At 66.1% G+C, this 23,025-nt stretch carries 26 protein-coding genes; 17 read left to right on the top strand and 9 right to left on the bottom strand.

The features are described from left to right. Positions 1–59 precede the first annotated feature (59 nt). The 5 genes from ACAW63_RS27365 to ACAW63_RS27385 all read right to left on the bottom strand — a co-directional run bounded on the left by ACAW63_RS27365 (position 60) and on the right by ACAW63_RS27385 (position 3,349). The gene (locus ACAW63_RS27365; protein WP_371230597.1) at positions 60–353 is read right to left on the bottom strand and encodes a hypothetical protein; all 294 of its coding nucleotides are present in this window, start codon (positions 351–353) and stop codon (positions 60–62) included. Between the two features lie 96 nt (positions 354–449). Continuing rightward, entirely contained in the window at positions 450–1,328 is an 879-nt protein-coding gene (locus ACAW63_RS27370; RefSeq protein WP_371230598.1) for an alpha/beta fold hydrolase, read from the bottom strand. After that, entirely contained in the window at positions 1,328–2,110 is a 783-nt protein-coding gene (locus ACAW63_RS27375) for a class II aldolase/adducin family protein (protein WP_371230600.1), read from the bottom strand. The genes ACAW63_RS27370 and ACAW63_RS27375 overlap by 1 nt, the downstream gene beginning before the upstream one ends. Before the next feature lie 188 nt (positions 2,111–2,298). After that, the gene (locus ACAW63_RS27380) at positions 2,299–2,985 is read right to left on the bottom strand and encodes an LrgB family protein (RefSeq protein ID WP_371230602.1); all 687 of its coding nucleotides are present in this window, start codon (positions 2,983–2,985) and stop codon (positions 2,299–2,301) included. Next, a complete protein-coding gene (locus ACAW63_RS27385; protein ID WP_331319220.1) occupies positions 2,972–3,349 on the bottom strand; it encodes a CidA/LrgA family protein in 378 nt (125 codons plus the stop codon). The genes ACAW63_RS27380 and ACAW63_RS27385 overlap by 14 nt, the downstream gene beginning before the upstream one ends. A 113-nt stretch (positions 3,350–3,462) precedes the next feature. Here ACAW63_RS27385 and ACAW63_RS27390 point away from each other — a divergent pair, with 113 nt between their 5' ends. Beyond that, positions 3,463–4,359 carry a LysR family transcriptional regulator gene (locus ACAW63_RS27390; protein ID WP_371230603.1) on the top strand — a complete coding sequence of 299 codons (897 nt, stop codon included), beginning with the start codon at positions 3,463–3,465 and terminating at the stop codon, positions 4,357–4,359. 86 nt (positions 4,360–4,445) lie between these two features. Here the strand turns inward: ACAW63_RS27390 and ACAW63_RS27395 are convergent, their stop codons facing one another. Together ACAW63_RS27395 and ACAW63_RS27400 are read right to left on the bottom strand one after the other, a co-directional pair. After that, on the bottom strand, positions 4,446–4,913 hold the full coding sequence (locus ACAW63_RS27395) for a cupin domain-containing protein (protein ID WP_371230605.1): 468 nt from the start codon (positions 4,911–4,913) through the stop codon (positions 4,446–4,448). After that, positions 4,913–5,365 (bottom strand): flavodoxin, encoded by a 453-nt coding sequence (locus ACAW63_RS27400; protein WP_371230607.1) that lies wholly within the window; start codon positions 5,363–5,365, stop codon positions 4,913–4,915. Before ACAW63_RS27400 ends, ACAW63_RS27395 begins: the two co-directional genes overlap by 1 nt. A 140-nt stretch (positions 5,366–5,505) precedes the next feature. Here ACAW63_RS27400 and folM point away from each other — a divergent pair, with 140 nt between their 5' ends. From folM to ACAW63_RS27435, 7 genes are all read left to right on the top strand, one after another. After that, positions 5,506–6,231 (top strand): dihydromonapterin reductase, encoded by a 726-nt coding sequence (folM, locus tag ACAW63_RS27405; protein ID WP_371230609.1) that lies wholly within the window; start codon positions 5,506–5,508, stop codon positions 6,229–6,231. 31 nt (positions 6,232–6,262) lie between these two features. Next, positions 6,263–6,823, top strand: coding sequence for a GTP cyclohydrolase I FolE (gene folE / locus ACAW63_RS27410; protein WP_371230611.1), 561 nt, complete (start codon positions 6,263–6,265; stop codon positions 6,821–6,823). A gap of 1 nt (position 6,824) precedes the next feature. Continuing rightward, the gene (folX, locus tag ACAW63_RS27415) at positions 6,825–7,196 is read left to right on the top strand and encodes a dihydroneopterin triphosphate 2'-epimerase (protein WP_275608501.1); all 372 of its coding nucleotides are present in this window, start codon (positions 6,825–6,827) and stop codon (positions 7,194–7,196) included. Positions 7,197–7,323: 127 nt separating this feature from the next. Then, positions 7,324–7,635: a DUF1244 domain-containing protein gene (locus tag ACAW63_RS27420; RefSeq protein ID WP_275608502.1), complete on the top strand. Its 312-nt coding sequence runs from the start codon at positions 7,324–7,326 to the stop codon at positions 7,633–7,635. Positions 7,636–7,648: 13 nt separating this feature from the next. Further along, positions 7,649–7,987 (top strand): HopJ type III effector protein, encoded by a 339-nt coding sequence (locus ACAW63_RS27425; RefSeq protein WP_371230613.1) that lies wholly within the window; start codon positions 7,649–7,651, stop codon positions 7,985–7,987. Positions 7,988–8,165: 178 nt separating this feature from the next. Next, on the top strand, positions 8,166–8,942 hold the full coding sequence (locus ACAW63_RS27430) for an ABC transporter substrate-binding protein (protein ID WP_371230615.1): 777 nt from the start codon (positions 8,166–8,168) through the stop codon (positions 8,940–8,942). Between the two features lie 13 nt (positions 8,943–8,955). Beyond that, on the top strand, positions 8,956–9,987 hold the full coding sequence (locus ACAW63_RS27435; protein ID WP_371230617.1) for a histone deacetylase family protein: 1,032 nt from the start codon (positions 8,956–8,958) through the stop codon (positions 9,985–9,987). A gap of 28 nt (positions 9,988–10,015) precedes the next feature. Here the strand turns inward: ACAW63_RS27435 and ACAW63_RS27440 are convergent, their stop codons facing one another. Continuing rightward, positions 10,016–10,945: a LysR family transcriptional regulator gene (locus ACAW63_RS27440; RefSeq protein ID WP_371230619.1), complete on the bottom strand. Its 930-nt coding sequence runs from the start codon at positions 10,943–10,945 to the stop codon at positions 10,016–10,018. Between the two features lie 211 nt (positions 10,946–11,156). Between ACAW63_RS27440 and ACAW63_RS27445 the strand changes: the two genes are divergently transcribed. From ACAW63_RS27445 to ACAW63_RS27470, 6 genes are read left to right on the top strand one after another with little or no spacing between them, the layout of a single operon-like run. Then, positions 11,157–11,819 (top strand): amino acid ABC transporter permease, encoded by a 663-nt coding sequence (locus ACAW63_RS27445; protein WP_371230620.1) that lies wholly within the window; start codon positions 11,157–11,159, stop codon positions 11,817–11,819. Beyond that, positions 11,816–12,577 carry an amino acid ABC transporter ATP-binding protein gene (locus ACAW63_RS27450; RefSeq protein ID WP_371230622.1) on the top strand — a complete coding sequence of 254 codons (762 nt, stop codon included), beginning with the start codon at positions 11,816–11,818 and terminating at the stop codon, positions 12,575–12,577. The genes ACAW63_RS27445 and ACAW63_RS27450 overlap by 4 nt, the downstream gene beginning before the upstream one ends. Before the next feature lie 25 nt (positions 12,578–12,602). Further along, positions 12,603–13,931, top strand: a complete 1,329-nt coding sequence (locus ACAW63_RS27455; protein WP_371230624.1) for an aspartate aminotransferase family protein — start codon at positions 12,603–12,605, stop codon at positions 13,929–13,931. Next, the gene (locus tag ACAW63_RS27460) at positions 13,928–14,608 is read left to right on the top strand and encodes a CoA transferase subunit A (protein WP_371230626.1); all 681 of its coding nucleotides are present in this window, start codon (positions 13,928–13,930) and stop codon (positions 14,606–14,608) included. Before ACAW63_RS27455 ends, ACAW63_RS27460 begins: the two co-directional genes overlap by 4 nt. Next, the gene (locus tag ACAW63_RS27465; protein ID WP_371230628.1) at positions 14,583–15,236 is read left to right on the top strand and encodes a 3-oxoacid CoA-transferase subunit B; all 654 of its coding nucleotides are present in this window, start codon (positions 14,583–14,585) and stop codon (positions 15,234–15,236) included. The genes ACAW63_RS27460 and ACAW63_RS27465 overlap by 26 nt, the downstream gene beginning before the upstream one ends. 14 nt (positions 15,237–15,250) lie before the next feature. Continuing rightward, positions 15,251–16,447, top strand: a complete 1,197-nt coding sequence (locus tag ACAW63_RS27470) for an acetyl-CoA C-acyltransferase (RefSeq protein ID WP_371230630.1) — start codon at positions 15,251–15,253, stop codon at positions 16,445–16,447. Between the two features lie 69 nt (positions 16,448–16,516). On the opposite strand, the gene trxB is transcribed toward ACAW63_RS27470, so the two are convergent. Continuing rightward, the gene (gene trxB / locus ACAW63_RS27475) at positions 16,517–17,464 is read right to left on the bottom strand and encodes a thioredoxin-disulfide reductase (RefSeq protein WP_371230632.1); all 948 of its coding nucleotides are present in this window, start codon (positions 17,462–17,464) and stop codon (positions 16,517–16,519) included. Positions 17,465–17,909: 445 nt separating this feature from the next. On the opposite strand from trxB, the gene ACAW63_RS27480 reads away from it, so the two are divergent. From ACAW63_RS27480 to tssI, 3 genes are all read left to right on the top strand, one after another. Beyond that, positions 17,910–19,841, top strand: a complete 1,932-nt coding sequence (locus ACAW63_RS27480; RefSeq protein ID WP_371234814.1) for a diguanylate cyclase domain-containing protein — start codon at positions 17,910–17,912, stop codon at positions 19,839–19,841. Between the two features lie 96 nt (positions 19,842–19,937). Next, the gene (cysZ, locus tag ACAW63_RS27485; RefSeq protein ID WP_371230634.1) at positions 19,938–20,678 is read left to right on the top strand and encodes a sulfate transporter CysZ; all 741 of its coding nucleotides are present in this window, start codon (positions 19,938–19,940) and stop codon (positions 20,676–20,678) included. A 249-nt stretch (positions 20,679–20,927) separates the two neighbouring features. Continuing rightward, a complete protein-coding gene (gene tssI, locus ACAW63_RS27490) occupies positions 20,928–23,006 on the top strand; it encodes a type VI secretion system tip protein TssI/VgrG (RefSeq protein WP_371230636.1) in 2,079 nt (692 codons plus the stop codon). Positions 23,007–23,025: the final 19 nt, after the last annotated feature.

A 23,025-nucleotide genomic window follows, 5' to 3' on the forward strand; every position in this document is an offset into this window, starting at 1 on the left:
CGATCGGGTCACAAGCAAGACGATCAGGGCGAATGGTGCCCAATAAGGCCGGGGGATGATCAGCGGATTGGCAGGTTCAGTTCCTCCCGCGGGCCGAGCTTGAACAGCCACCAGTCATATTCGCTCCAGAACAGCAGCAGGCCGAACGCCGGCAACAGCGCCAGGGCGCCCAGGGCCGCGGGAACCCAGTCCTGGATCATCCAGGCGTAATAGCAGCCGGCGGCGCAGATGCCCACCAACAGCAACAGCACCGGCACGGCGACGAAGACGAAATCCCGGCGCAGGTGCAGCAGCGCCCGGTACAGCATCGAACCCTGGGGCTGGCGGACGGGAATGACGGATCTGAGTGACATGGCGGCCTCCGGTTGGACAAATCCGGGGAAGCTACCGCCGCCACACGAAGCCAAACGATCAGTCAGTTCCGAATCTCCAGACGGATCAGTCCGTATCTATCGAACCCTTTCCTGTCGGAACGCCAGATAGTGCTGCAGCACCTGTTCCGGCGCCTCGACCTGCGGATAATGACCGATACCGGAAAGCTCGACGGTGTCCGGCCGGGGGATCAATGCCCGATAACGCGCCACCATATGCGCGCCGGAAATCGGGTCCAGCGGCCCATCGATCACCCGCAACGGCACCTGAGTGCGCTGCATCGCGCCCACCCAGCGCTCGCGGTGCTCGCGGCGGTCGAGGATGTAGTGGATCAGCCGGTGCATCACCCGCGTCCCGTCGTTATGCCGGATCAGCTCCCAGAAGCTGTCCAGTTCCGCCTCCGATGGCTGGCTGGCGGGGCCGAACACCCTGGCGAAGTTCTGCGCCAGGCGACGGCGGTTGAACAGCCGGGCGAACAGGCCGCCCAACGGACTGAGCAGCAGTTTCTGCGACAGCACCGCGCGATGGGTTTCCGGGAACAGGCCGCCATTGAGGAACACGCAGGAGGCCAGGGCGAACCCGCCCTCCTCGTGCCGCGCCAACAGTTCCTGGCCGACGCTGTTGCCATAGTCGTGGACCAGCAGGTGCACCGGCTCGTGTACGTCCAGGTGCACCAGCAGCGCCTGCTTCAGGTCGGCCTGTTCGAGGATGCGGTAATCGTGGCCGCGCGGCTTGTCGGAGTCGCCGAAGCCGAGCATGTCGCAGGCGATCACCCGGTAGCGCTCGGCCAGCGGACGCCACAGGTAATGCCAGTCCCAGGAGGCAGTGGGGAAGCCGTGGATCAGCAGCAACGGCTCGCCGCTGCCGGCGCTCCAGTAGCGGATGTGGTGGCCGCGGAAGGTGAAGGAACTGCCCTGCGCGCGCCAGTCGCGCAGGGCGATGCCGTCCAGCGCCATCAGTCGCGGTAACCGGGGTTCTGCTGGTCCAGCTTGCGCAGCAGCGCCGGCCACGCCAGCGCGCCGCCCAGCCCCTGCTTGCTGCGGGTGACGCCGGCAGCCATGGCCATGGCGCCGTCGAGGATCTGCTGCGGGATCATGATCAGTTCGGCGCCGCCACCCTGGGCCAGCACCTGGATCTCGCAGGCGCGCTGCATGGTGAACATCATCAGGAAGGTGTCGGCGATGGTCGGCCCGCAGGTCAGCAGGCCGTGGTTGGGCAGGATCATGAAGCCGGCCTCGCCCAGGTCGGCCTGCAGGCGCGCCTTCTCGTCGTGGTTCAGCGCCACGCCCTCGTAGCCGTGGTAGGCCAGGCTCGAGAGGACGAACAGCGACTGCTGGGAAATCGGCAGCAGCCCCTGCTTCTGCGCGGAGACGGCGATGCCGGCGGCGGTGTGGGTGTGCAGCACGCAGGAGACGTCGTGGCGGACTTCGTGGACGGCGCTATGGATGGTGTAGCCGGCGGGGTTGATCTCGTAGGGGCTGTCCATCAGCTTCTTGCCGGCGAGATCGACCTTCACCAGGCTGGACGCGGTGATCTCATGGAACATCATGCCGAAGGGGTTGATCAGGAAGTCTTCGGTGCCGGGCACCTTGGCGGAAATGTGGGTGAAGATCAGGTCATCCCAGCCATGCAGCGCGATCAGTCGGTAGCAGGCGGCGAGGTCGACGCGGGTCTGCCATTCGGCGGCGGAGACCTGGTCCTTGACGTTCGCGGTGGGCAGCGGGTGTGCGGCGTGCATGGGCGGAACCCTCTTCGTTGTTGTAGTTGTGCCAGGCAGCAGTCTAGCCAGCGGCGCGAGCGGTGGACTGTCACGGAACTGACAGTTGCCACCGGCATGGCTTGCCGAATGACGGGCCATAAGCCGAGCGCAGGGCGGCGCCCCACGCCCGGGTTCAACGACAACGAATGGAAACCAACCTCAGCGGCTTACAGGCAGTACGCCAGAACCGGCGCCAGCAGCAGGTTGAACAGCCCGGTCAGGACCATCAGCAGGCCGGCCGCCGAACCTTCCTCGCCGCCGAACTCATAGGCCCGGCTGGTGCCCGCACCGTGGGCGCCCACTCCCAGCAGCGCGCCACGGGCCAGGGCCGAACGCAGGTGCAGCAGGCGCATCAGCACGCCACCGACCAGGGCGCCGAACACCCCGGTGATCATCACGAAGGCGGCGGTCAGCGCCGGCACGCCGCCCAGGTCATGGGACATTTCCATGGCGAACGGCGTGGTGATCGAGCGCGGCAGCAGCGACAGGGTCACCTGGCCGTCCAGCGCCAGCGCGTGGGCCAGCGCCCAGGAGCTGCCGATGGCCACGCTCGAGCCGGCGAGCATGCCGGTCAGCAGCGCCGGCCAGTGGCGGGCGAGCAACGCGCGCTGCTGCCAGATCGGGATGGCGAAGGCCACGGTGGCCGGGCCGAGCAGCGCCACCAGCCAGTTGGTGTCGCGGGCGTAGTCGGCGTAGGTCGCGTGCATCGGGATCGCCAGGGCGAACAGCAGCACCGGGACGAACACGATCGGCGACAGCCAGTACTGCTGGTAACGCCGGTACAGCAGGCGGCTGAGCAGGTAGCCGCCGAGGGTGGCGGCCAGCCAGAACAGGGGTTGCTTATCGAGACTCATGGCGCGACCTCCAGTGGCACATCCATTCCACCGCCAGGGCGGTAGCCAGCATCACCAGCACGGTGCTGGCGGTGATCACCAGCAGGATCTTCCAGCCCTCGCTGCGCAGCAGCGGGCCGTAGTCCAGCAGGCTCATCAACGCAGGGATGAAGAACAGCAGCATTTCCGCCAGCAACAGGCCGGCGCCGCCCTGCAGCAGGGCCGGGCGGATCGCCCCGCAGGCGAACAGCACCAGCAGCAGCGCCAGCCCGATCACCCCGCCCGGCAGTGGCAGGCCGGTGAGCGTGGCGATCCAGCCGCCGATCCACCAGAAGGCGGCCAGGACGGCGAGTTCGAAAATCAGGCGGGCGGCGCGGCGGAACATGGCAGCGGTCTCGATGCTTTTGGGGGAGGAAGAAAACGTTCGGGAATGGTGCAAAGCCTACGCCCGCGCCTATCATCCCCAAAGCGAATTGATCGAATCGGAGCCATTCCAGAATGGAATTCAAGCAGCTGCGCACCTTCGCCGAGGTGGTGCGCCAGGGCAGCTTCACCCAGGCGGCGGTGCACCTGAACGCCAGCCAGTCGGCGGTGAGCAAGCAGGTCGCCCAGTTGGAACAGAGCCTGCGCGTGCAATTGCTGGAGCGCAGCGGTCCGCATATCCGCCTGACCGCCGCCGGCGAGGTGGTGCTGAGGCGCGCCGAGGACATGCTGCGTCTGCGCCGCGAACTGCTCACCGAACTGGACGACCTCACCCGCCTGCACCGCGGCGAGCTGCGCCTGGGCCTGCCGCTGCTGGGCGCCGACGCGCTGTTCGCCGGGCGCTTCGCCGAGTACCGGCGGCGCTACCCGAACATCGCCGTGCACCTGATCGAGGGCGGCAGCAAGACCATGGAAGAGCTGGTCTACAGCGGCGAACTGGAACTGGGCGGCGGCCTCACCCCGGAGGACCCGGCGTTCGACCACCAGCCGTTCTGCAACGAGCCGCTCGACGCCCTGCTCCCGGCCGATCATCCGCTGGCGACGCGGGAGAGCCTGAGCCTGGTGGAGCTGGCCGATACGCCCTTCCTGCTCTACCAGCAGAGTTTCACCCTCAACGACCGCTTGCTGCGCGCCTGCCGCGAGGCCGGCTTCGAGCCGAAGGAAGGCGGCCGCAGCGGCCAGGCGGACTTCCTCGGCGCGCTGGTCGCCGCCGGCCAAGGGGTGGTGCTGCTGCCGCGGGTCGTGGCTGAGGACCTGGAACGTCCGGGCGTGGCGCGTGTGCTGCTGAGCCAGCCGGATCTGCGCTGGGATATCAGCTTCATCTGGCGGCGCGACGCGTACCTGTCGAACGCGGCCAAGGCGTGGCTGGCGTTGATGGAGGAGATGCCCTTGCATCCGATGGGCACGGCGTGATGCGGGTTCGCGAGCAAGCTCGCTCCTACAGGGCAATCCCTGTACCGACCCCGCTCTTGTAGGAGCGAGCTTGCTCGCGAACCGCTTTACAGCAACTCGGGAAACGCCCCGATCAGCTTCGGCCACTCCCGCTGCGCATCGGCATCATCGGCCAGCAGCCTGAACCCGGCGAACTCGAACGCCGGTGATACCGTGCAGCCCACCAGCACGTAATCCCCCAGGCAACGCGCCGCCTGCCAGGCGTGGGCGGGCACCGCGCGTTGCGGCAGGCTGCCCTCGCCCACCGGACCGAGGCGTTCGATGCGCAGGCTTTCCGGTGTTTCGGCCACCAGCAGCTCCAGCGGACCGCCTTCGTGGTAGTGCCAGAGTTCGTCGGCATCGATGCGGTGCCAGCGGCTGACCGTGCCGCCGGGCAGCAGGAAGAAAATGGCCGAGGATTGCTGGCGGCCATTGGCGCCCATCAGGGACGAATCGAACACCCGGCGATAGAAGCCGCCCTCGGGGTGCGGGGCGAGCCCCAGGGTATCGATCAGATAACGGGCGCGGGGGTGCATCAGGCTTTCAGCGCGGCGATGAACTCGGCGATCCAGGGCTCGGCGTCGGTCTCCTGGTCCACCGTCTCGCTGCCGTCCAGGCGCAGCATCGGCACCACTTCACGCATGCCCAGCTCCACCAGCAGCTCGCGCACCAGCTCGCCGCCGCCGCAATAGGTATCGCCATAGCTGGAGTCGCCCAGGGCGATCACGCCGCCCGGACGGTCGCGCCAGTTCGGCAGGCGGTCGCGCAGTGCGTAGTACAGCGGTTGGAAGGTGTCCGGCAGGTCGCCCATGCCGGTGGTCGAAGTCACCACCAGCAGCGCCTCGGGGCCGAACGCCAGCAGGCCATCGAGGGTGACGCGCGGGTCGTGCCAGGCTTCGAAACCGGCCGCTTCGAGCAGGCGCTTGGCGTGACGCGCGACCTCTTCGGCGGTTCCGTAGACCGAGCCGGACAGAATGGCGACTTTCATGTTCACTCCCACAAGGCAAGACAAGGCCACCCATTATGCCCCATCCGTGCCGGGCCGCGCCGGGGCTGGTATAGTTTTGCCCTACCCGGCCGCTCGGATATTTCCCGCAGCGCCGTTTTCCCCGATTCCACGAGGCGCGCATGGGCAATACCCCGGCTCCCATCCTGATCACCGGCGCCAGCCAACGCATCGGTCTGCACTGCGCGAAACGCCTGCTGCAGGACGGCCATCCAGTGATCGCGACCTACCGCCAGGAGAAACCCGGCGTCGATGAGTTGCGCCAGCTGGGCGCGACCTGCCTGCACGCGGAGCTGGCCGACGAAGCCGGCATCCTCGCCTTCATCGATACCCTGAATTCCCATACCGACCGCCTGCGCGCGATCATCCACAACGCCTCGGCCTGGATCACCGAAGCGCCCGGCCATGAGGCCGACGCCTTCGGCGAACTGTTCCGCCTGCACATGCTCGCGCCCTACCTGATCAACCTGCGCTGCGCACCGTTGCTCGAACGCGACGCGGCCGAGCGCGGCGCCCCGGCGGACATCATCCACCTCTCCGACGACGTCGCCCGCAAGGGCAGCGCCAATCGCATCGCCTACTGCGCCAGCAAGGCCGGCCTGGACAACCTCACCCTGTCCTTCGCCGCGCGCTTCGCCCCGCATATCAAGGTCAACGGCATCGCGCCGGCACTGATCATGTTCAACCCGGGCGACGACGACGCCTACCGGGCCCGTACCCTGGCCAAATCCGCCATGGGCATCGAGCCCGGCCCCGACGTGATCTACCAGAGCGTGCGCTACCTGCTCGACAGCCCCTATGTGACCGGTACCACCCTGACCATCAACGGCGGCCGGCACCTGAAATGACCCGCCCGGCGCGGGCGCGAGGATTCCCCCAATGATCGAAGACATGTCTCGCCACTACCGTGAGATTCTCAAAGGGCTCGGCGAAGACCCCGACCGCGAGGGCCTGCTGGACACGCCCAAGCGCGCGGCCAAGGCCATGCAGTTCCTCTGCCACGGCTACGGGCAGACGCTGGAGGAGATCGTCAACGGCGCGCTGTTCGCCTCGGACAATGACGAAATGGTCATCGTCAAGGACGTCGAGCTCTACTCATTGTGCGAACATCACCTGCTGCCCTTCATCGGCAAGGCCCATGTGGCGTACATTCCCACCGGCAAGGTGCTGGGCCTGTCGAAGGTGGCACGCATCGTCGACATGTTCGCCCGACGCCTGCAGATCCAGGAAAGCCTGACCCGGCAGATCGCCGAGGCGATCGAGCAGGTCACCAGCGCCGCCGGCGTTGCGGTGGTGATCGAGGCGCAACACATGTGCATGATGATGCGCGGGGTGGAGAAGCAGAACTCGGTGATGAACACCTCGGTGATGCTCGGCGCGTTCCGCGAGTCCAACACCACCCGCCAGGAATTCCTGCAACTGATCGGACGGAGCAAGTGAAATGACGCAGCTGGAGCCAGGCATGGCGCGAATCCGGGTCAAGGATCTGCGCGTGCGCACCTACATCGGCATCAAGGAGGACGAGATCCTCAACAAGCAGGATGTGCTGATCAACCTCACCATCCTCTACCCGGCCGGCGATGCGGTGCAGGTCAACGACATCGATCATGCCCTGAACTACCGCACCATCACCAAGGCGATCATCGCCCACGTGGAAGAAAACCGCTTCGCCCTGCTCGAGCGCCTGACCCAGGAACTGCTCGACCTGGTGATGAGCAACCCGGCGGTGCACTACGCTGAAGTGGAAGTGGACAAGCCGCACGCCCTGCGTTTCGCCGAGTCGGTGTCCATCGCGCTGGCCGCCCGACGCTGACCGGTCGGTCGCGCAAGCCGTACGCTCGTACCAGTCGGCCAACGGGCGTTGCTGGCCGATCGCCTCGCTCTATAGAATCGCGCCAGCCCCGCCATGCGCCTCTGTTGCGCCCAATGAGAGATACGCCATGACCGAGCCCCTGAACCTGACCGACGAACAGCGCACCGAACTTGAAGCCGCCGCGTTCCGCACCCTGGTGCAGCACCTGCGCACCCGCAAGGACGTGCAGAACATCGATCTGATGAATCTTGCCGGCTTCTGCCGCAACTGCCTGTCCAAGTGGTACAAGGCCGCGGCCGACGACATGGGGCTGGCGGTCAGCCCCGACCAGGCCCGCGAAGAGATCTACGGCATGCCTTACGCCGAATGGAAGGCCAAGTATCAGACGGAAGCGTCGCCAGCCCAGCAGGCGGCCTTCGATAACGCGAAGAAGCACTAACGAGTTTGCCTTGATGACCCTCAACGATTTTCGCGCGCGCCTGCGCAGCGAGCAGCACCTGTTCACCGACACCCTGGCGTACATCGCCGAGCACTACAGCTACACCCCCAGCGCCTTCAGCAACGGCACCGTGGAAAACCCCGCCGGGCAGAACGAAGGCTCCTGCAAGACCCTGGGCTTCGCCATCCTCGAAGGCCTGAGCCAGGAAGAGTCGCTGCTGGCGTTCGGCGAGCACTACCGCGCCGTGCGTGAAAACCCCGATGGCACCGACCACGCCAACATCCGCGCCCTGCAGAGCACCGGCCTGGCCGGCGTCAACTTCGAGCGCCAGCCGCTGTCGCGTCGCGGCTGAGTTCGTTGGCTCCATGAAAAAGCCCCGCCCATGCGGGGCTTTTTCATGTCCGGGCCAAGCCCTGCGCGGGTGCTTAGCCAAACGACTCATGTGATTGAAAAACAACATAGATTGACGCGAAAAGAGGCGATTGGAACACTCCCGGGCACTTCCTCACCCACCACCGGGAGCTCCGCCAATGACAAGAACAATGCGCGCCCTGGCCGGTTGCCTGCTGCTGGCATCCGCCTGCCTCACCCACCTCTCCGCCCACGCCGGCGACCTCGACGGCATCAGGCAGAAAGGCGAACTGAGCTTCGCCCTCACCGGTAAATACCCGCCCTTCAGCTTCATCGACATGGACGGCAAGCTGCAGGGCTTCGACGTCGACATCGGCGACGGTATCGCCCAACGCCTGGGCGTCACCGCCAAGCCGGTCACCACCGCCTGGGACGGCATCATCGGCGGCCTGCTCGCCGGCAAGTACGACGCCATCATCGGCAGCCTGGCGATCACCGACGAGCGCATGAAGGCGGTGGACTTCTCCGAGCCCTACTACCTCTCCGGCGCGCAGCTCTTCGTGCGCAAGGACAGCCCGCTGCAAGGCATCGACGAGATGGACGGCAAGGTCATCGGCATCACCCTGGGCGAGACCTACGAAACCTGGCTGCGCGAGCACAAGCCGAACGTCACCCTGAAGACTTACAAGGGCCTGCCGGACATCCTCCTCGACCTGCAGAACAAGCGCATCGACGGCTTCGTCACCGACAAGATCGCCGGCCTGCTGACCATTCGCGACCGCCACCTGGACGCGCGCCCGGCAGGCGCCCTGCTCTACCCGGAGAAAATGGGCATCGCCGTGCGCAAGGACAGCCCCGAGCTGAAGGCCGCGATCAATGCGGCGCTCGCCGACCTCGACAAGGACGGCACCTACAAGGGCATCAGCGAGAAATGGCTGGGCACCGACATCCGTTGAAGGACACCGCGCAATGCTGACCTACTTCCATCCCGACCAGTACCTCCACCATCCCCGCACCTACCTGTCCCGTGGGCAGATGCGGGTGCCGCAGGAGGTGCCCGAGCGCCCTCGGCGCCTGCTGCAGGCGGTCGAACGGCTGGGCTTCGATCTGCGCCAGCCCGACGACTACGGCATGCGACCGCTCAGCGCGGTGCACAGCCCCGAGTACCTGCGCTTCCTCGAAGAAGCCCACGGCGAATGGAAAGCCACCGGCCAGGACTGGGGCGAGGAGGTGATCTCCAACGTCTTCATCCGCGAACCCAATCCGTTGCGCGGCATCCTGGCCAAGGCCGCGCGCTACCTGGCCGACGGCAGCTGTCCGGTGGGTGAGCAGACCTGGCGCGGCGCCTACTGGTCGGCGCAGAGCGCCATCGCCGGCGCCCACGCGCTGCTCGACGGCCAGCCCGAGGCCTACGCACTCTGCCGCCCACCGGGGCACCATGCCCGGCGCGACGCCGCCGGCGGCTTCTGCTACCTGAACAACGCCGCCATCGCCGCCCAGGAACTGCGCAAGGGCCACGCCCGCGTCGCCGTGCTGGACACCGATATGCACCACGGCCAAGGCATCCAGGAAATCTTCTACGAGCGCGACGACGTGCTCTACGTGTCGATCCACGGCGACCCGACCAACTTCTACCCGGTGGTTGCCGGCTACGAAGACGAACGCGGTGCCGGGACCGGCTACGGCTACAACCTGAACCTGGGCATGCCCCACGGCTCGCCCGAGTCGGTGTTCTTCGACCGTCTGCAACAGGCCATCGCCGCGCTGCGCCGCTTCGAGCCGGACGCCCTGGTGCTGTCGCTGGGCTTCGACATCTACGAGCTCGACCCGCAGTCCCAGGTCGCGGTGACCGGCGACGGCTTCCGCCGCCTCGGCCAAGCGATCGGCGAGCTGAATCTGCCGACACTGATCGTGCAGGAGGGTGGCTACCACCTGGAAAGCCTGCAGGACAACGCCGAGCAGTTCTTCAACGGCTTCCTCGCGCCCCGGCGCAAGGCGTGATGTCGACGGGCGGCCTCGGCCGCCCGCTCTACACTGCCGGCAGGCGCAACGCCCCGGCACAATCCTCACGCATCTGCATCGCCTCGACCACCTGCGCCAGCGCCAGACGCACGTCGCCGATCAGGCGGTTGCTCTTCAGCTCCTGCTTGTAGACCAGGTAGAAATTGAACCACTGCTCCAACGCGAAGGGCCGGCTGACCAGCTTCGGGTTCTCGCACAGGTCGGCGGCGGTGATCGCGTTGACCAGGCTCAGCCCGCCGGTCATCTCGATCATCGTCCCCATGCACGACAGGCTCGACTGCAGCTCATGGCGCAGCAGGCGGCGCAGGCTGTTGTCACGGTAAATCAGGTGGTCGGACTGGATCGGCTTGATCAGCGTCTGCCCGTCGAGGTCGACCAGTTCCAGTTCCGCCTTCTCCGCCAACGGGCTTGCCGCCGGCATCAGCACGCGCATGCGCGCCGAGACCATGGGCGCGAACAGCAGGTTGGGCTCGTGCACCTCGTAGGAGACCAGCGCCATGTCCAGCCGCCCAGCCTCCACCTCGGCGATCAGTCGTCCGCTGGCCGCCACGTCCAGCGACACCGCGATGCCCGGATGGGCCTGCAGGTAACGCTGCACCAGACCAGGCCCGAAACGGTGGCCAAGTCCCGGCGCACAGCCCAGCTTCAATGACGCCACGCCACTGTCCTGAAGGACGAACAGGTCCTCCTCGATGCGCGCCAGGTTGCCCATCAGCAGGATCGCCTCGTTGAGCATGTAGCGCCCCGCCGCGGTGATCTGCAGGCGCTGGTTCTCGCGGGCGAACAGACGAATCTTCAGCGACTCCTCCAGCCGCGCCAGGGCGTGACTCACCGCCGACTGGGTCAGCCCCAGTTGCACCGCGGCCTGGCGCGTCGAACCGGTGGTGGCGATGGCATGGAAGATTTCCAGGTCGCGCAGGCTGAACTCGGTACGCATGGTGGGGATGCATCCTGGCCGGTCAAATGATGAAAAAAGATCATAAATTGACGCTCTTTTTTGTCAATGCAAGACTCGCCCCGTGTTCTCGAACAACCGAAACCCTTGCAAGGCATGGGTCTTGGATCGAACACCTGGGTATTAAAATAATTTGTAGGAATCGCCATTCGCCCACCACGAATGGCTCCAGAGACCCATCCCGAGAATAAGAATGTTCGACTTCAACCTGGTGCTCCACTACCTCCCTATGCTGCTCAAGGCAGCCGGCGTCACGGTCGAGCTGACCCTGCTGGCCATCGTCTTCGGCCTGCTGATCGGCCTGCTCGCCGCGCTCGCCCGCCTGTCCCGCCACGCCCTGCTGCGCTGGATCGCCGCCGGCTACATCTGGCTGATCCGCTCGACGCCGCTGCTGGTGCAGCTGTTCATCATCTACTTCGGCCTGCCGCAGTTCGGCCTGGAACTGTCGCCCTTCACCTCCGGGGTGATCGGCCTGGCGCTGAACGTCGGCGCCTACAACGCCGAAACCATCCGCGCCGGCATCCAGGCCATCCCCCACGGGCAGATCGAGGCGTCGCGCTCGCTGGGCTTCGGCACCGTGCGCACCATGCGCCTGATCATCCTGCCGCAGGCCTTCAAGCTGATCGTGCCGCCGCTGGGCAACAACCTGATCATCCTGATCAAGGACACCTCGCTGGTCTCCACCATCACCCTGGCCGAGCTGTTCATGCGCACCCAGCAGTTGGTGGGCGCGACCTTCAAGCCATTCGAGCTGTATTTCGCCTGCGCGCTGATCTACGCGCTGCTGACCACTATCACCAGCCTGCTGCTGCAAGTGTTCGAGCGACGCCTGCTGCTCAAGGGAGGACGGGCATGAACACCGCCGACGTACAGATCCAGCTGAAAGATATCCACAAGCACTACGGCCCGCTGGAGGTGCTCAAGGGCATCGACCTGAGCGTGCGCAAAGGCGAGGTGATGGTGCTGATCGGCCCCAGCGGCTCGGGCAAGAGCACCCTGCTGCGCTGCGTGAACATGCTCGAACAGCCTACCCGCGGCGAGATCCATTTCCAGGGCCAGCTGATCAACGACCGCCGACGCAGCCACCGCGCCCAGGAGCACTACCTCAACGGTCTGCGCATGAAGGTCGGCATGGTGTTCCAGCACTTCAACCTGTTCCCGCACCTGACCGTGCTGGAGAACATCACCATCGCCCCGACCCAGTTGCAAGGCATCGACCCGCGCCAGGCCCGCGCCGAAGCCGAGGAACTGCTGGAGAAGGTCGGCGTGCTGGACAAGCGCGACGTCTACCCCGGCAACCTTTCCGGCGGCCAGAAGCAGCGGGTGGCCATCGCCCGCGCGCTGGCGCTGAAACCCGACGCGATGCTGTTCGATGAACCGACTTCGGCACTCGACCCGGAAATGGTCGGCGGCGTGCTGACCGTCATGGAAAGCCTGGCCCGCAGCGGCATGACCATGATGGTGGTGACCCACGAGATGCGCTTCGCGGAGAAGGTCGCCGACCGCGTGGTGTTCATGGCCGACGGCAACATCGTCGAGCAGGGCACGCCGCAGGAGGTGTTCCGCATGCCGCAGCAGCAACGCACCCGCTCCTTCCTCGCCGATATCGGCTGACCCGTCTCACCCCCAGGGGATTCGCATGTCCGACTACCTGTTCTACCAATCCGCCGTGCGCCTGCCGACCGTCGCGCACGCCCAGGGCATCTACGCCTGGGACGAGCACGGCCGACGCTACCTGGACGCCTGCTCCGGGGCCATCGTCGCGCAGCTCGGCCACGGCCATCCGGCGGTGCGCCAGGCGATGCTGGCGCAGCTGGACAAGGTCGCCTTCGCCTACCGCACCCAGTTCGAGAACCAGCCGGCGGTGGACCTCGCCGAGCGCCTGGTGAACCTCACCGGCCAGCGCTTCGACCGGGTATTCTTCTCCTCCGGCGGTTCCGAGTCGGTGGAGTCGGCGCTGAAGATCGCCCGCCAGTACTGGTACGCCAAGGGCGAAGCGCAGCGTCGGGTGTTCATCAGCCGCAAGCCGGCCTACCACGGCTCGACCATGGGCGCGCTGGCGATGACCAGCTACACGCCGCTGACCCAGCCCTTCGAACCGATGTTCCAGCATTACCCGAAGATCGCCTCGCCGACCCAGTACCGCGTGCCCGCCGGCCTGAGCGCCGAAGCCCACGCCATCGCCTGCGCCGACGAACTGGAAGCGGCGATCCTGGAAGTCGGCGCGGAGAACGTCGCCGCCTTCATCGCCGAGCCCATCGGCGGCGCCAGCACCGGCGCGGAAGTACCGCATGACCTCTACTTCCCGCGCATCCAGGCGATCTGCAAGCGCCACGGCATCCTGCTGATCCTCGACGAGGTGATGACCGGCATCGGTCGCACCGGCCGCTGGTTCGGCTACGAACACTGGGACGTGCAGGCCGACATCCTGTGCCTGGCCAAGGGCCTGGGCGCCGGCTACTACCCGGTATCGGCGGTACTGACCCGCGCCGAGCTGACCGACCCGATCCTCGCCTCCGGCGGCTTCCAGCACGGCTACACCTACGCCGGCAACCCGCTGGCCAGCGCCACCGCCCTGGCGGTGATCCAGGCCATCGAAGACGAGGGGCTGGTGGCCAAGGTGGCCGAGAACGGCGCCTACCTGCTGGAGCGTCTCAAAGCGCTTGGCGCGCAGTACGAGTTCGTCGGCGACGTGCGTGGCCGTGGCTACCTGCAGGCCGTGGAATACGTCGCCGACCGCGCCGGCAAGACGCCCTTCCCGCTGGCCGCCAACGTCAGCGACAGCATCACCCGCCTGGCCCGCGAGCGCGGCCTGATCATCTACCCGCGCCGCTCGCTGATGGGCGAACAGGGCGACCACACGCTGATCTCCCCGCCACTGATCACCACCCGCGAACAGTGCGACGAAATCGTCGAACTGCTCGGCGCCACCTTCGACGCCTTCCAGGCGCAGCAGGCCGGCCGATGAACAAGCTGTGTTCGCTGGAGCAGGCCATCGCCGAAGTGCCGGACGGCAGCCGCATCATGGTCGGTGGCTTCGGCTCGCCCGGCACGCCCTTCTCCCTGCTGGAGGAACTGGCGCGCCAGGGCAAGCGTGACCTGACCATCATCAAGAACGACGCCAACCAGGACGGCTATGGCGTGTCGCGGCTGATCGAGGCCGGGGCGATCCGCAGGATGATCACCACCCACCTCGGCCTGAGTGGCGCGGCGCGGCGGGCCTTCACCGCCGGCCAACTGGAAGTGGAGTTCGTCTCCCAGGGCCTGTTCGCCGAGCGCATCCGCTGCGCCGGCGTTGGCCTGCCGGCCTTCCTCAGCGACATCGAGATTCCCGAGGAGCTGGGCGAGGCGCGCCAGACGGTGTCCCTGGACGGCCGCCAGCTCTATGTCGAACCGGCGCTGCGCGCCGACTACGCATTCATCGCCGGGCATTGTGCCGACCGCGCCGGCAACCTGCGCTACCACGGCAGCGCGCGCAACTTCGGCCCGCTCATGGCGATGGCCGCCGACCGCGTGATCGCCGAGGTCTACGACCTCAGTGAAGCAGCGCTGCCGGCGGACAGCATCCACACCCCCGGCATCTTCGTGCACCACCTGGTTGCCGTCACAAGGAGCTCCCATGAGTACCAGCCCATCCCTCGCTGACCCGCGGGAAATCATCGCCCGCCGGGCCGCGCGGGAAATCCGCGACGGCCAACTGGTGAATCTCGGCATCGGCCTGCCGACCTCGATTCCCGCCTATGTCCCGGATGGCATCCAGGTGTGGATTCACTCGGAGAACGGTATCGTCGGCGTCGGCCCGCAAGCCGGCGAACACAACCTCGACGCCGAACTGATCGACGCCGGCGGCGGCTACGTCACCGTGGTCGAAGGCGGCGCCATCGTCGACAGCGCCACCTCCTTCGGCATCATCCGCCGCGGCCTGCTCGACATCACCTTCCTCGGCGCCCTGCAGGTCTCCCAGCACGGTGACCTGGCCAACTGGCTGGTGCCGGGCAAGATAGTCGCCGGCATCGGCGGCGGCGCGGAGCTGGCGCAGAAAGCCCGCCAGGTGATCGTCACCATGCCGCACTGCGACAAGGACGGCCGCGCCAAGATCGTCGAACGCTGCGACCTGCCGCTGACCGCCCGCCGCTGCGTGACGCGGATCATCACCGAACACGCGGTGTTCGACATCGACGCCGAGGGCCTGCTGCTGCGGGAAATCCTCGGCGACCTGAGCCCTTCGCAACTGCAAGCGATCACCGCGCCCTTCCGCGACGCCCGCCACTGACCCGGACCGCCACCATGACCTCGACTGCCTCCCCGGCGTACATCGCCGGCTACGCCCGCACGCCCATCGGCCGGGCCTACCGCGGTGCCTTCAACGACACCGACGCCCCGACCCTGGCCGCCTTCGCCCTGCGCGCCGTCCTGCAACGCGGCGACTTCGACCCACAACTCATCGACGACGTGATCCTCGGCTGCGCCCTGCCCGAGGGCTCGCAGTACTACAACATCGGCCGCATGGCCGCGCTGGCGGCAGCGCTGCCGGTGCGCACGCCCGGCATGACGGTGGACCGCCAATGCGCGTCCGGACTGATGTCCGTGGCCATCGCCAGCCAGCGCATCCAGGCCGGCGACGCGGACCTGATCCTGGCCGGCGGCGTGGAGTCCATCAGCCTGGTGCAGAACTCGCACATGAATGCCTACCGGCGCCAGGACCGCCAGTTGATGGCGAGTCTCCCGGCGGCCTACATGCCGATGGTGGAAACCGCCGAAGTGGTCGCCACGCGCTATGGCGTCAGCCGCGAGGCGCAGGACGCCTATGCCCTGGAAAGCCAGCGACGCGCCGCCACGGCGCAGGCTCAAGGTCTGTTCGAAGAAGAGATCGCAGCGGTACGCACCATGCAGCGGATCGAGGATCGCAGCAGCGGCGAGCAATCCTTCGTCGAGATCGATGTGGCTCGGGACGAATGCCCTCGCCCCGCCACCACAGCCGAGGGCCTGGCGGCGTTGTCGCCGGTGTTCGCGCAGGGCTCCGTCAGCGCCGGCAATGCCTGTCCGCTGTCGGATGGCTCCGCCGCCTGCCTGGTGGTGTCCGAAGCGCAGTTGCAGCGCCACGGCCTGCAACCGCTGGGGCGCCTGGTCAGCTGTGTGGTGGAAGGCTGCGCGCCGGACGAAATGGGCATCGGCCCGGTCCCGGCGATTCGCAAGCTGCTGCAACGCAACCGCCTGACAGTGGACGACATCGACCTGTGGGAAATCAACGAAGCCTTCGCCTCGCAGGTTGTGTACTGCGTGCAGACCCTGGGGCTCCCTGCCGAGCGGCTGAACGTCAACGGCGGCGCCATCGCCCTCGGCCATCCCTATGGCATGAGCGGCACGCGGCTGGTCGGCCACGCGCTGCTCGAAGGACGTCGGCGCGGTGCGCGCTACGTCGTGGTCAGCATGTGCATCGGCGGCGGCCAGGGTGCGGCTGCGCTGTTCGAGTGCCTTTCCTGAGGCAAACGCCAGGCAAAGAAAAAGGCCCCGCAAGCGGGGCCTCTTCCTGCACGCCGGCTCTTCGGGCCGTTACAGGGAATCCAGGTAACGCTCGACGTCCAGCGCGGCCATGCAGCCGGCGCCGGCGGAGGTGATGGCCTGGCGGTAGACATGGTCGGCCACGTCGCCGGCGGCGAACACGCCGGGGATGTTGGTCGCGGTGGCGTTGCCCTCGCGACCACCGTTGACCACCAGGTAGCCGTCCTTCAGCGCCAGCTGGCCCTCGAACAGCGAGGTGTTGGGCGTATGGCCGATGGCGACGAACAGACCGTCCACTTTCAGCTCGGACGTCTCGCCATCGTTGTGGCGCAGGCGCACGCCGGTGACGCCCATGGCATCGCCCAGCACTTCCTCGACCTGGGCATTCACCCGCAGCTCGATCTTGCCTTCGGCGATGCGCGCGCGAAGCTTGTCCTGCAGGATCTTCTCGGCACGGAAGCTGTCGCGGCGGTGCACCAGGGTGACCTTGCTGGCGATGTTGGCCAGGTACAGCGCTTCTTCCACGGCGGTGTTGCCGCCACCCACCACCGCCACTTCGCGGTTGCGGTAGAAGAAGCCGTCGCAGGTGGCGCAGGCGGACACGCCCTTGCCCATGAACGCCTCTTCCGAGGGCAGGCCGAGGTAGCGCGCACTGGCGCCGGTGGCGATGATCAGCGCATCGGCTGTGTAGGTACCGCTGTCGCCCTTGAGCACGAAGGGTTTACCGGCCAGGTCCACACCGTGGATATGGTCGAAGACGATCTCGGTCTCGAAGCGCTCGGCGTGTTCCTGCATCCGCTGCATCAGCGCAGGCCCGGTGAGCCCGTGGGGATCGCCCGGCCAGTTGTCGACTTCGGTGGTGGTGGTCAACTGGCCGCCGGCCTGCAGGCCGGTGATCAGCAGCGGCTTGAGGTTGGCGCGGGCGGCGTAGACCGCGGCGCTGTACCCGGCCGGACCGGAACCCAGAATGATGACCCGCGCGTGGCGACTCTCGGACATCGCAGCCTCCTAGTATTCAGTTGAAGAACGACGCTCGGTGGAAGAACGTCAGGCAGAAGAAAAGGGAGCTGCCAAAGTACCAGGGGGAAGGTTGGAGGAACGGCAGCTCCTCTGAAAGGTTTTCTCGCGCGGGACCGCATGGCCTGGAGACCTTCGGCAATGCGGTGTGGCCTGAACCACGGAACCCATTGTCCTGCGAAATCTCCAACTACCCTTGAGATAAGTCAGGAAGTTCCGGATCAGCCCTGGCCGACCTGACTTGGGTCAAGGCGGCCCGGATTGACCCTCGAACCCGTGCGATTGGACATGGCGCGCAGCTTACCGCCGCGTCCGGCTCCTGTAGAAATGGCCAATCTCAATGCCGTCCATAGGCCATGCCTATGTCACCTGCAGCTACCCACGGGCTGTCTAGAATCAAGAAAATCCCATGGCCACCAGTCTCCCCATGAACCTTCGCGCCCGCCTGCTCCTGCTGTTCCTGCCCCTGTTCGCCGCCAGCCTGGCCGGGGTCTGGATGCTGTCGGACATGATCCTGCTCGACCGCTTCGACCGCGGCGATCGCCAGCGCCTGGCCGATGAGGTGCGTATCGTCCACAAGCGCATCGGCTTCGAGAAGCAGCGCTTCCTCGACATCGCCCGCAGCTACGCCTGGTGGGACAGCAGCTACGCCTTCATGCAGCACCCCGATGCGAAATTCATCGCCGATAACCTCGAAGTCGACATGCTCGGCATCCTCGGCTTCGACTATGTGCTGTACGTCGACCGCAAGGGCCGGATCGTCGGCCAGCAATGGAAGCTCGACGACCTGCCCGGCCGCTTCCCCGGGGCGTCCACGCCCCACCCTTACGTCCTGCAGCGCGACATCCTGAAGACCGCCCTCGACCTGGGCGCCCTGGACGTGGAGGGCGATACACGGCACAGCATCGACCAGCTGGTGCAGATCGACGGTGTGCCGCAGTTGCTGCTGAGCTATCCGATCAGCGACAGCGCCGGGCGCGCCGAACCCGCCGGCGCGCTGATCGCCGGCGTACTGTTCGACAAGCAGCGGACGGCCGCCCTGGAAGACCAGATGGGCGCGCGCCTGCGCCTGGCCGACGATGCCCGCCCCGACAGCAGCTGGCGGCCACTGAACATCCCCAACAACCGTGGCGCCACCCTGCTCAGCCCACGCGAGCTGCTGGGCAAGAACAAGCAGCAGATGTCGCTGCTGTACCTGAACTCCAAAGGCCAGCCGCAGATGCGCATCGAGGTCACCAGCCCCCGGCCGCTGTACCTGCAAGGCCGGCAATCGATCCGCCTGTTCCTCTACCTCGCCCTGGCCCTGCTCGCCACCGCCCTGCTGCTGGCGTACCTGGCGCTGGAATTCTGGATCATCCGCCGCGTGCGCACGCTCAACCAGGAGGTCTCCAGCATAGGTCCGGACGACAACCAGCATCGCCTCGGCAGCCTGGGCAACGATGAACTCGGCCAGCTCGCCGGCGAGATGAACCACATGCTCGACCGCCTGGAAAAGAGCGAGGCGCGGGACCGGGCGATCCTCGATGCGATCCGCGACGGCTACTTCGAGATGGATGACAAGGGCATCATGCTCACCGTCAACGCCGCGCTGTGCCGGATGCTCGGCTACTCGGCCGGGGAGATCGTCGGACGTCACTACAGCGTGCTGCTGCCCGAGGAGGACGCCCAGCGCGCCCAGGCGCTCTACCTCCAGGTGCGCGACGACCAGCGCGAGACCACCTTCTCCGCCCCCTTCAAATGCGGCGACGGCCGCCTGCTCAACTGCGAGACGCGCTGCTCGGCGATCCGCGACCTCCAGGGCGTGTTCACCGGCGTCCGCGGCATCCTGCGCGACATCAGCCAGCACGTCGCCTACCAGAATCAGTTGATCGACCTGGCCTTCCGCGATGCCGTGACCGGCCTGGGCAACCGCAAGGCGTTCGACGAGCAGTTGCCCGCCGCGATCATCCGTTGCGAACGGGTCGCCCTGTTGTACATCGACCTGGACCGCTTCAAGCAGGTCAACGACCGCTTCGGCCACGCCACCGGCGACGCCCTGCTGAGCGCCGTGGGCGAACGCCTGCACAACAGCCTGCGCCAGCCGGACCAGGCGTACCGCCTGGGTGGCGACGAATTCGCCGTGCTCCTGGAAAACGCCGAACCGCCGCAGGCCGAAAGCCTGGGCACGCGCCTGCTGCGGGTGCTGGGCAGCCCCTACGAGCTGAACGGCCAGACCATCGACTTCGTCACCCCGAGCATCGGCATCGCGTTTTATCCACAGGACGCGAGCGACGCCGAGGGCCTCACCGGCGCCGCCGACATCGCCATGTACCAGGCCAAGCAGGAGCGCAACCGCTGCCAACGCTACCACCGCGCCTGAACCACCACACACCCGGCAAAACAGACGGCTCGCCGGCCCTTCGCCGGGTCTGCTAAGGTCGCAGCCGCTTTACCCTGGAGTCCCCTGGAGAATCCCATGTCTACCCTGAGCGGCCCGCAATACCTCAGCGAAGGCCTGAAACTGATGATGCGCCCCGGCCTGCGGCTGTTCGTGCTGTTGCCGCTGAGCATCAACCTCATCCTGTTCGTTGGCCTGATCGGCTTCGCGGTCAGCGAGTTCAGTCACTGGGTCGACGCCCTGATGCCGAGCCTGCCCGACTGGCTGAGCTTCCTGCAGTTCATCCTCTGGCCGCTGTTCGTCGCGCTGGTGCTGCTGATCGTGTTCTTCACCTTCACGATGATCGCCAACCTGATCGCCGCGCCCTTCAACGGCTTCCTCGCGGAGAAGGTCGAAGTGGTGGTGCGCGGCACCGACGACTTCCCGGAATTCAGCTGGACCGAACTGATGGCCATGGTGCCTCGCACCATCGGCCGTGAACTGCGCAAGCTCGGCTACTTCCTGCCGCGCGCCCTCGGCCTGTTCATCCTCAGCCTGATCCCCGGCCTGAACCTGGTCGCCGCGCCGCTCTGGCTACTGTTCGGCGTGTGGATGATGGCCGTGCAGTACATCGACTACCCCGCGGACAACCACAAGCTGGGCTGGAACGAGATGCTCGCCTGGCTGCGCGAGCGGCGCTGGGCCTGCATGGGCTTTGGCGGCATCACCTACCTGGCGCTGCTGATCCCGCTGGTCAACCTGGTCGCCATGCCCGCCGCCGTGGCCGGCGCGGTGCTGTTCTGGGTGCGCGAGGGCGGGGACAAGGCGCTGGTGCAATAGCCAATAGAGGCACACCCCGCCGATGGGGGCGGTGAGAGCGCTCCCTCGATGAGGTTCAGCAGCCGAGCAGCAAGAATTATTTTGTTACAAACTCACGAAAAGCAGTATTGACGCGGCAGTGACGACCACTGCGCAGGAAGTTGCTCACTTTTTGTCCTCTACCATGGCGCTCCATCACGCGAGGGCTTTTCGGCCCGATGCGCTCGATCAGCCCCGGGACGCATGGTTGCGCTCCTCAGAGGACAGTGAATGTTCGCACCCGCCAACCAACCGCACTTCAGCCTGACCATTGAGGGCTTCCAGCACGATCTCCAGGTGCTCGGTTTCACCGGCAAGGAAGCTCTCAATACACCGTACGGCTTCGACATCGAGCTGGTCAGCGAACGAGCCGACCTCGATCTGGAAGCATTCCTGGACAAGCCCGCCTACCTTGCCTTCTCCCAGTCCGGCCAGGGCATCCACGGGCAAGTCTTTCGTGCCGCCCAGGGCGACTCCGGCAAACGCCTGACCCGCTACCAGGTGACCATCGTTCCCCGGCTGGCATACCTGGCCTTCAGCGTTAACCAGCGCATCTTCCAGCACCTCACGGTTCCGGAAATCATTGCCCAGGTATTGGAGGGGCACGGCATCCTGGCCGATACCTATCGCTTCCAGCTCGGCCCGACGGTCTACCCCGCTCGCGAATACTGCACGCAGTACGATGAAACCGACCTGGCTTTCGTCAGCAGGCTTTGCGAGGAAGAAGGTATCCATTTTCACCACGTCTTTTCTGCGGACCAGCATCTGCTGGTTTTCGGCGATGACCAGACGTCCTTCCCGAAACTAAGCCGCCCAACTGCCTATGTGCAGGACACCGGGCTGGTTGCCGATGAACCGGTGATCAAGCGTTTTGGGGTACAGCTCAATACCCGAACCAGCCGTGTCGCCCGGCGTGACTACAACTTCGAGAAACCCTCCTTACAGATGGAGGCAACCTATCGACCTCCCCAGGAGTCGCCGCAGCCCGACCTGGAAGACTACGACTACCCGGGCCGCTTCGTGGACCGTGAACGAGGCAGGCAGCTCAACCAACGCGCACTGGAACGGCATCGCAGCGATTACCTGCTAGCCGAAGGCGAGAGCGACCAGCCGATGCTGGTGACAGGCCATTTCCTTCCACTGTCCGACCATCCCAGGCAGGAATGGAACGACCTCTGGCTGCTGACCGAAGTCCATCATGAAGGGCGCCAGCCCCAGGTGCTCGAAGAGTCGGTCACCAGTGACCAGAGCGGTGATCATGGCGACTTCCAGCAAGGCTATCGCAACCACTTTGCGGCGATACCGTGGGACGTGTATTTCCGCCCCGCTCTGCGGCATCCGAAGCCTCGCGTATTGGGGAGCCAGACCGCTGTGGTCACAGGCCCCGCCGGGGAAGAGATTCATTGCGACCAATACGGGCGCGTGAAGGTGCAGTTCTTCTGGGATCGCCAAGGCCAAGCTGATGACAAGACCAGTTGTTGGCTGCGCGTGGCATCGTCCTGGGCGAGCAAAGGTTTCGGCAGCATCGCCATACCCCGCGTGGGCATGGAAGTACTGGTGGACTTCCTCGAAGGCGACCCGGACCAGCCACTAATTTCCGGCTGCCTGTATCACGCCGAGAATCAGGTGCCTTACGCACTGCCGGCGAACAAGACCCGCAGCGTGTTCAAGACCAATAGCTATCCCGGCGGCGGCGGTTACAACGAACTGCGCATCGAGGATCGCAAGGGCCAGGAACAGATTTTCGTGCATGCCCAGCGGGATTGGGACGAGAACGTCGAAAACGATCAGCGCAGCCGCATCGGGCATCAGCGCCACGATACCGTTGAGGCCAACACCTACAGCGAATTCAAGGCCGAGGAGCACCGCACCGTCCATGCCGACCACAAGGTTGAACTGCGCAGCGACGACCATCTCACCGTCGGCAACAACCAGCACATCAGGATCGGCACCGGACAGTTCATCGAAGCCGGCAATGAAATCCACCTCAAAGCGGGCGACAAGATCGTCGTCGACGCCGGCATGGAGCTGACCCTCAAGGCTGGGGGGAGCTTCGTCAAGCTCGATCCGGGCGGCGTCACGATCAGTGGCGCCCAAGTGAAGATCAACAGCGGCGGAGCGCCTGGTAACGGCTCCGGCATTGCGATCAAGCCACCCACTCTGCCTAACGCAGCCGACAGCGACAAACCGGGCTCACCGCCCCTTCTGGCCCTGGTTAACAACTGCGAGGAAAAACTCGGACAGCCTGCGGTCTGCGAAGAATGCTTGAAGCAGGCACGCGCCAAGCAACAAGCCTTGGTGCCTCGATAAGTTCAGGCCGGAGAACTCT

Source organism: Pseudomonas sp. QE6 (genome assembly GCF_041379005.1).
In the GTDB taxonomy this organism is placed as follows: Bacteria; Pseudomonadota; Gammaproteobacteria; order Pseudomonadales; family Pseudomonadaceae; genus Pseudomonas.

What these genes read in the sequence shown, in the direction of transcription:
- ACAW63_RS27365 (WP_371230597.1), bottom strand. Translation starts at nt 353, where the DNA reads ATGTCACTCAGATCCGTCATTCCCGTCCGCCAGCCCCAGGGTTCGATG.
- ACAW63_RS27370 (WP_371230598.1), bottom strand. Translation starts at nt 1,328, where the DNA reads ATGGCGCTGGACGGCATCGCCCTGCGCGACTGGCGCGCGCAGGGCAGT.
- ACAW63_RS27375 (WP_371230600.1), bottom strand. Translation starts at nt 2,110, where the DNA reads ATGCACGCCGCACACCCGCTGCCCACCGCGAACGTCAAGGACCAGGTC.
- ACAW63_RS27380 (WP_371230602.1), bottom strand. Translation starts at nt 2,985, where the DNA reads ATGAGTCTCGATAAGCAACCCCTGTTCTGGCTGGCCGCCACCCTCGGC.
- ACAW63_RS27385 (WP_331319220.1), bottom strand. Translation starts at nt 3,349, where the DNA reads ATGTTCCGCCGCGCCGCCCGCCTGATTTTCGAACTCGCCGTCCTGGCC.
- ACAW63_RS27390 (WP_371230603.1), top strand. Translation starts at nt 3,463, where the DNA reads ATGGAATTCAAGCAGCTGCGCACCTTCGCCGAGGTGGTGCGCCAGGGC.
- ACAW63_RS27395 (WP_371230605.1), bottom strand. Translation starts at nt 4,913, where the DNA reads ATGCACCCCCGCGCCCGTTATCTGATCGATACCCTGGGGCTCGCCCCG.
- ACAW63_RS27400 (WP_371230607.1), bottom strand. Translation starts at nt 5,365, where the DNA reads ATGAAAGTCGCCATTCTGTCCGGCTCGGTCTACGGAACCGCCGAAGAG.
- folM (WP_371230609.1), top strand. Translation starts at nt 5,506, where the DNA reads ATGGGCAATACCCCGGCTCCCATCCTGATCACCGGCGCCAGCCAACGC.
- folE (WP_371230611.1), top strand. Translation starts at nt 6,263, where the DNA reads ATGATCGAAGACATGTCTCGCCACTACCGTGAGATTCTCAAAGGGCTC.
- folX (WP_275608501.1), top strand. Translation starts at nt 6,825, where the DNA reads ATGACGCAGCTGGAGCCAGGCATGGCGCGAATCCGGGTCAAGGATCTG.
- ACAW63_RS27420 (WP_275608502.1), top strand. Translation starts at nt 7,324, where the DNA reads ATGACCGAGCCCCTGAACCTGACCGACGAACAGCGCACCGAACTTGAA.
- ACAW63_RS27425 (WP_371230613.1), top strand. Translation starts at nt 7,649, where the DNA reads ATGACCCTCAACGATTTTCGCGCGCGCCTGCGCAGCGAGCAGCACCTG.
- ACAW63_RS27430 (WP_371230615.1), top strand. Translation starts at nt 8,166, where the DNA reads ATGACAAGAACAATGCGCGCCCTGGCCGGTTGCCTGCTGCTGGCATCC.
- ACAW63_RS27435 (WP_371230617.1), top strand. Translation starts at nt 8,956, where the DNA reads ATGCTGACCTACTTCCATCCCGACCAGTACCTCCACCATCCCCGCACC.
- ACAW63_RS27440 (WP_371230619.1), bottom strand. Translation starts at nt 10,945, where the DNA reads ATGCGTACCGAGTTCAGCCTGCGCGACCTGGAAATCTTCCATGCCATC.
- ACAW63_RS27445 (WP_371230620.1), top strand. Translation starts at nt 11,157, where the DNA reads ATGTTCGACTTCAACCTGGTGCTCCACTACCTCCCTATGCTGCTCAAG.
- ACAW63_RS27450 (WP_371230622.1), top strand. Translation starts at nt 11,816, where the DNA reads ATGAACACCGCCGACGTACAGATCCAGCTGAAAGATATCCACAAGCAC.
- ACAW63_RS27455 (WP_371230624.1), top strand. Translation starts at nt 12,603, where the DNA reads ATGTCCGACTACCTGTTCTACCAATCCGCCGTGCGCCTGCCGACCGTC.
- ACAW63_RS27460 (WP_371230626.1), top strand. Translation starts at nt 13,928, where the DNA reads ATGAACAAGCTGTGTTCGCTGGAGCAGGCCATCGCCGAAGTGCCGGAC.
- ACAW63_RS27465 (WP_371230628.1), top strand. Translation starts at nt 14,583, where the DNA reads ATGAGTACCAGCCCATCCCTCGCTGACCCGCGGGAAATCATCGCCCGC.
- ACAW63_RS27470 (WP_371230630.1), top strand. Translation starts at nt 15,251, where the DNA reads ATGACCTCGACTGCCTCCCCGGCGTACATCGCCGGCTACGCCCGCACG.
- trxB (WP_371230632.1), bottom strand. Translation starts at nt 17,464, where the DNA reads ATGTCCGAGAGTCGCCACGCGCGGGTCATCATTCTGGGTTCCGGTCCG.
- ACAW63_RS27480 (WP_371234814.1), top strand. Translation starts at nt 17,910, where the DNA reads ATGAACCTTCGCGCCCGCCTGCTCCTGCTGTTCCTGCCCCTGTTCGCC.
- cysZ (WP_371230634.1), top strand. Translation starts at nt 19,938, where the DNA reads ATGTCTACCCTGAGCGGCCCGCAATACCTCAGCGAAGGCCTGAAACTG.
- tssI (WP_371230636.1), top strand. Translation starts at nt 20,928, where the DNA reads ATGTTCGCACCCGCCAACCAACCGCACTTCAGCCTGACCATTGAGGGC.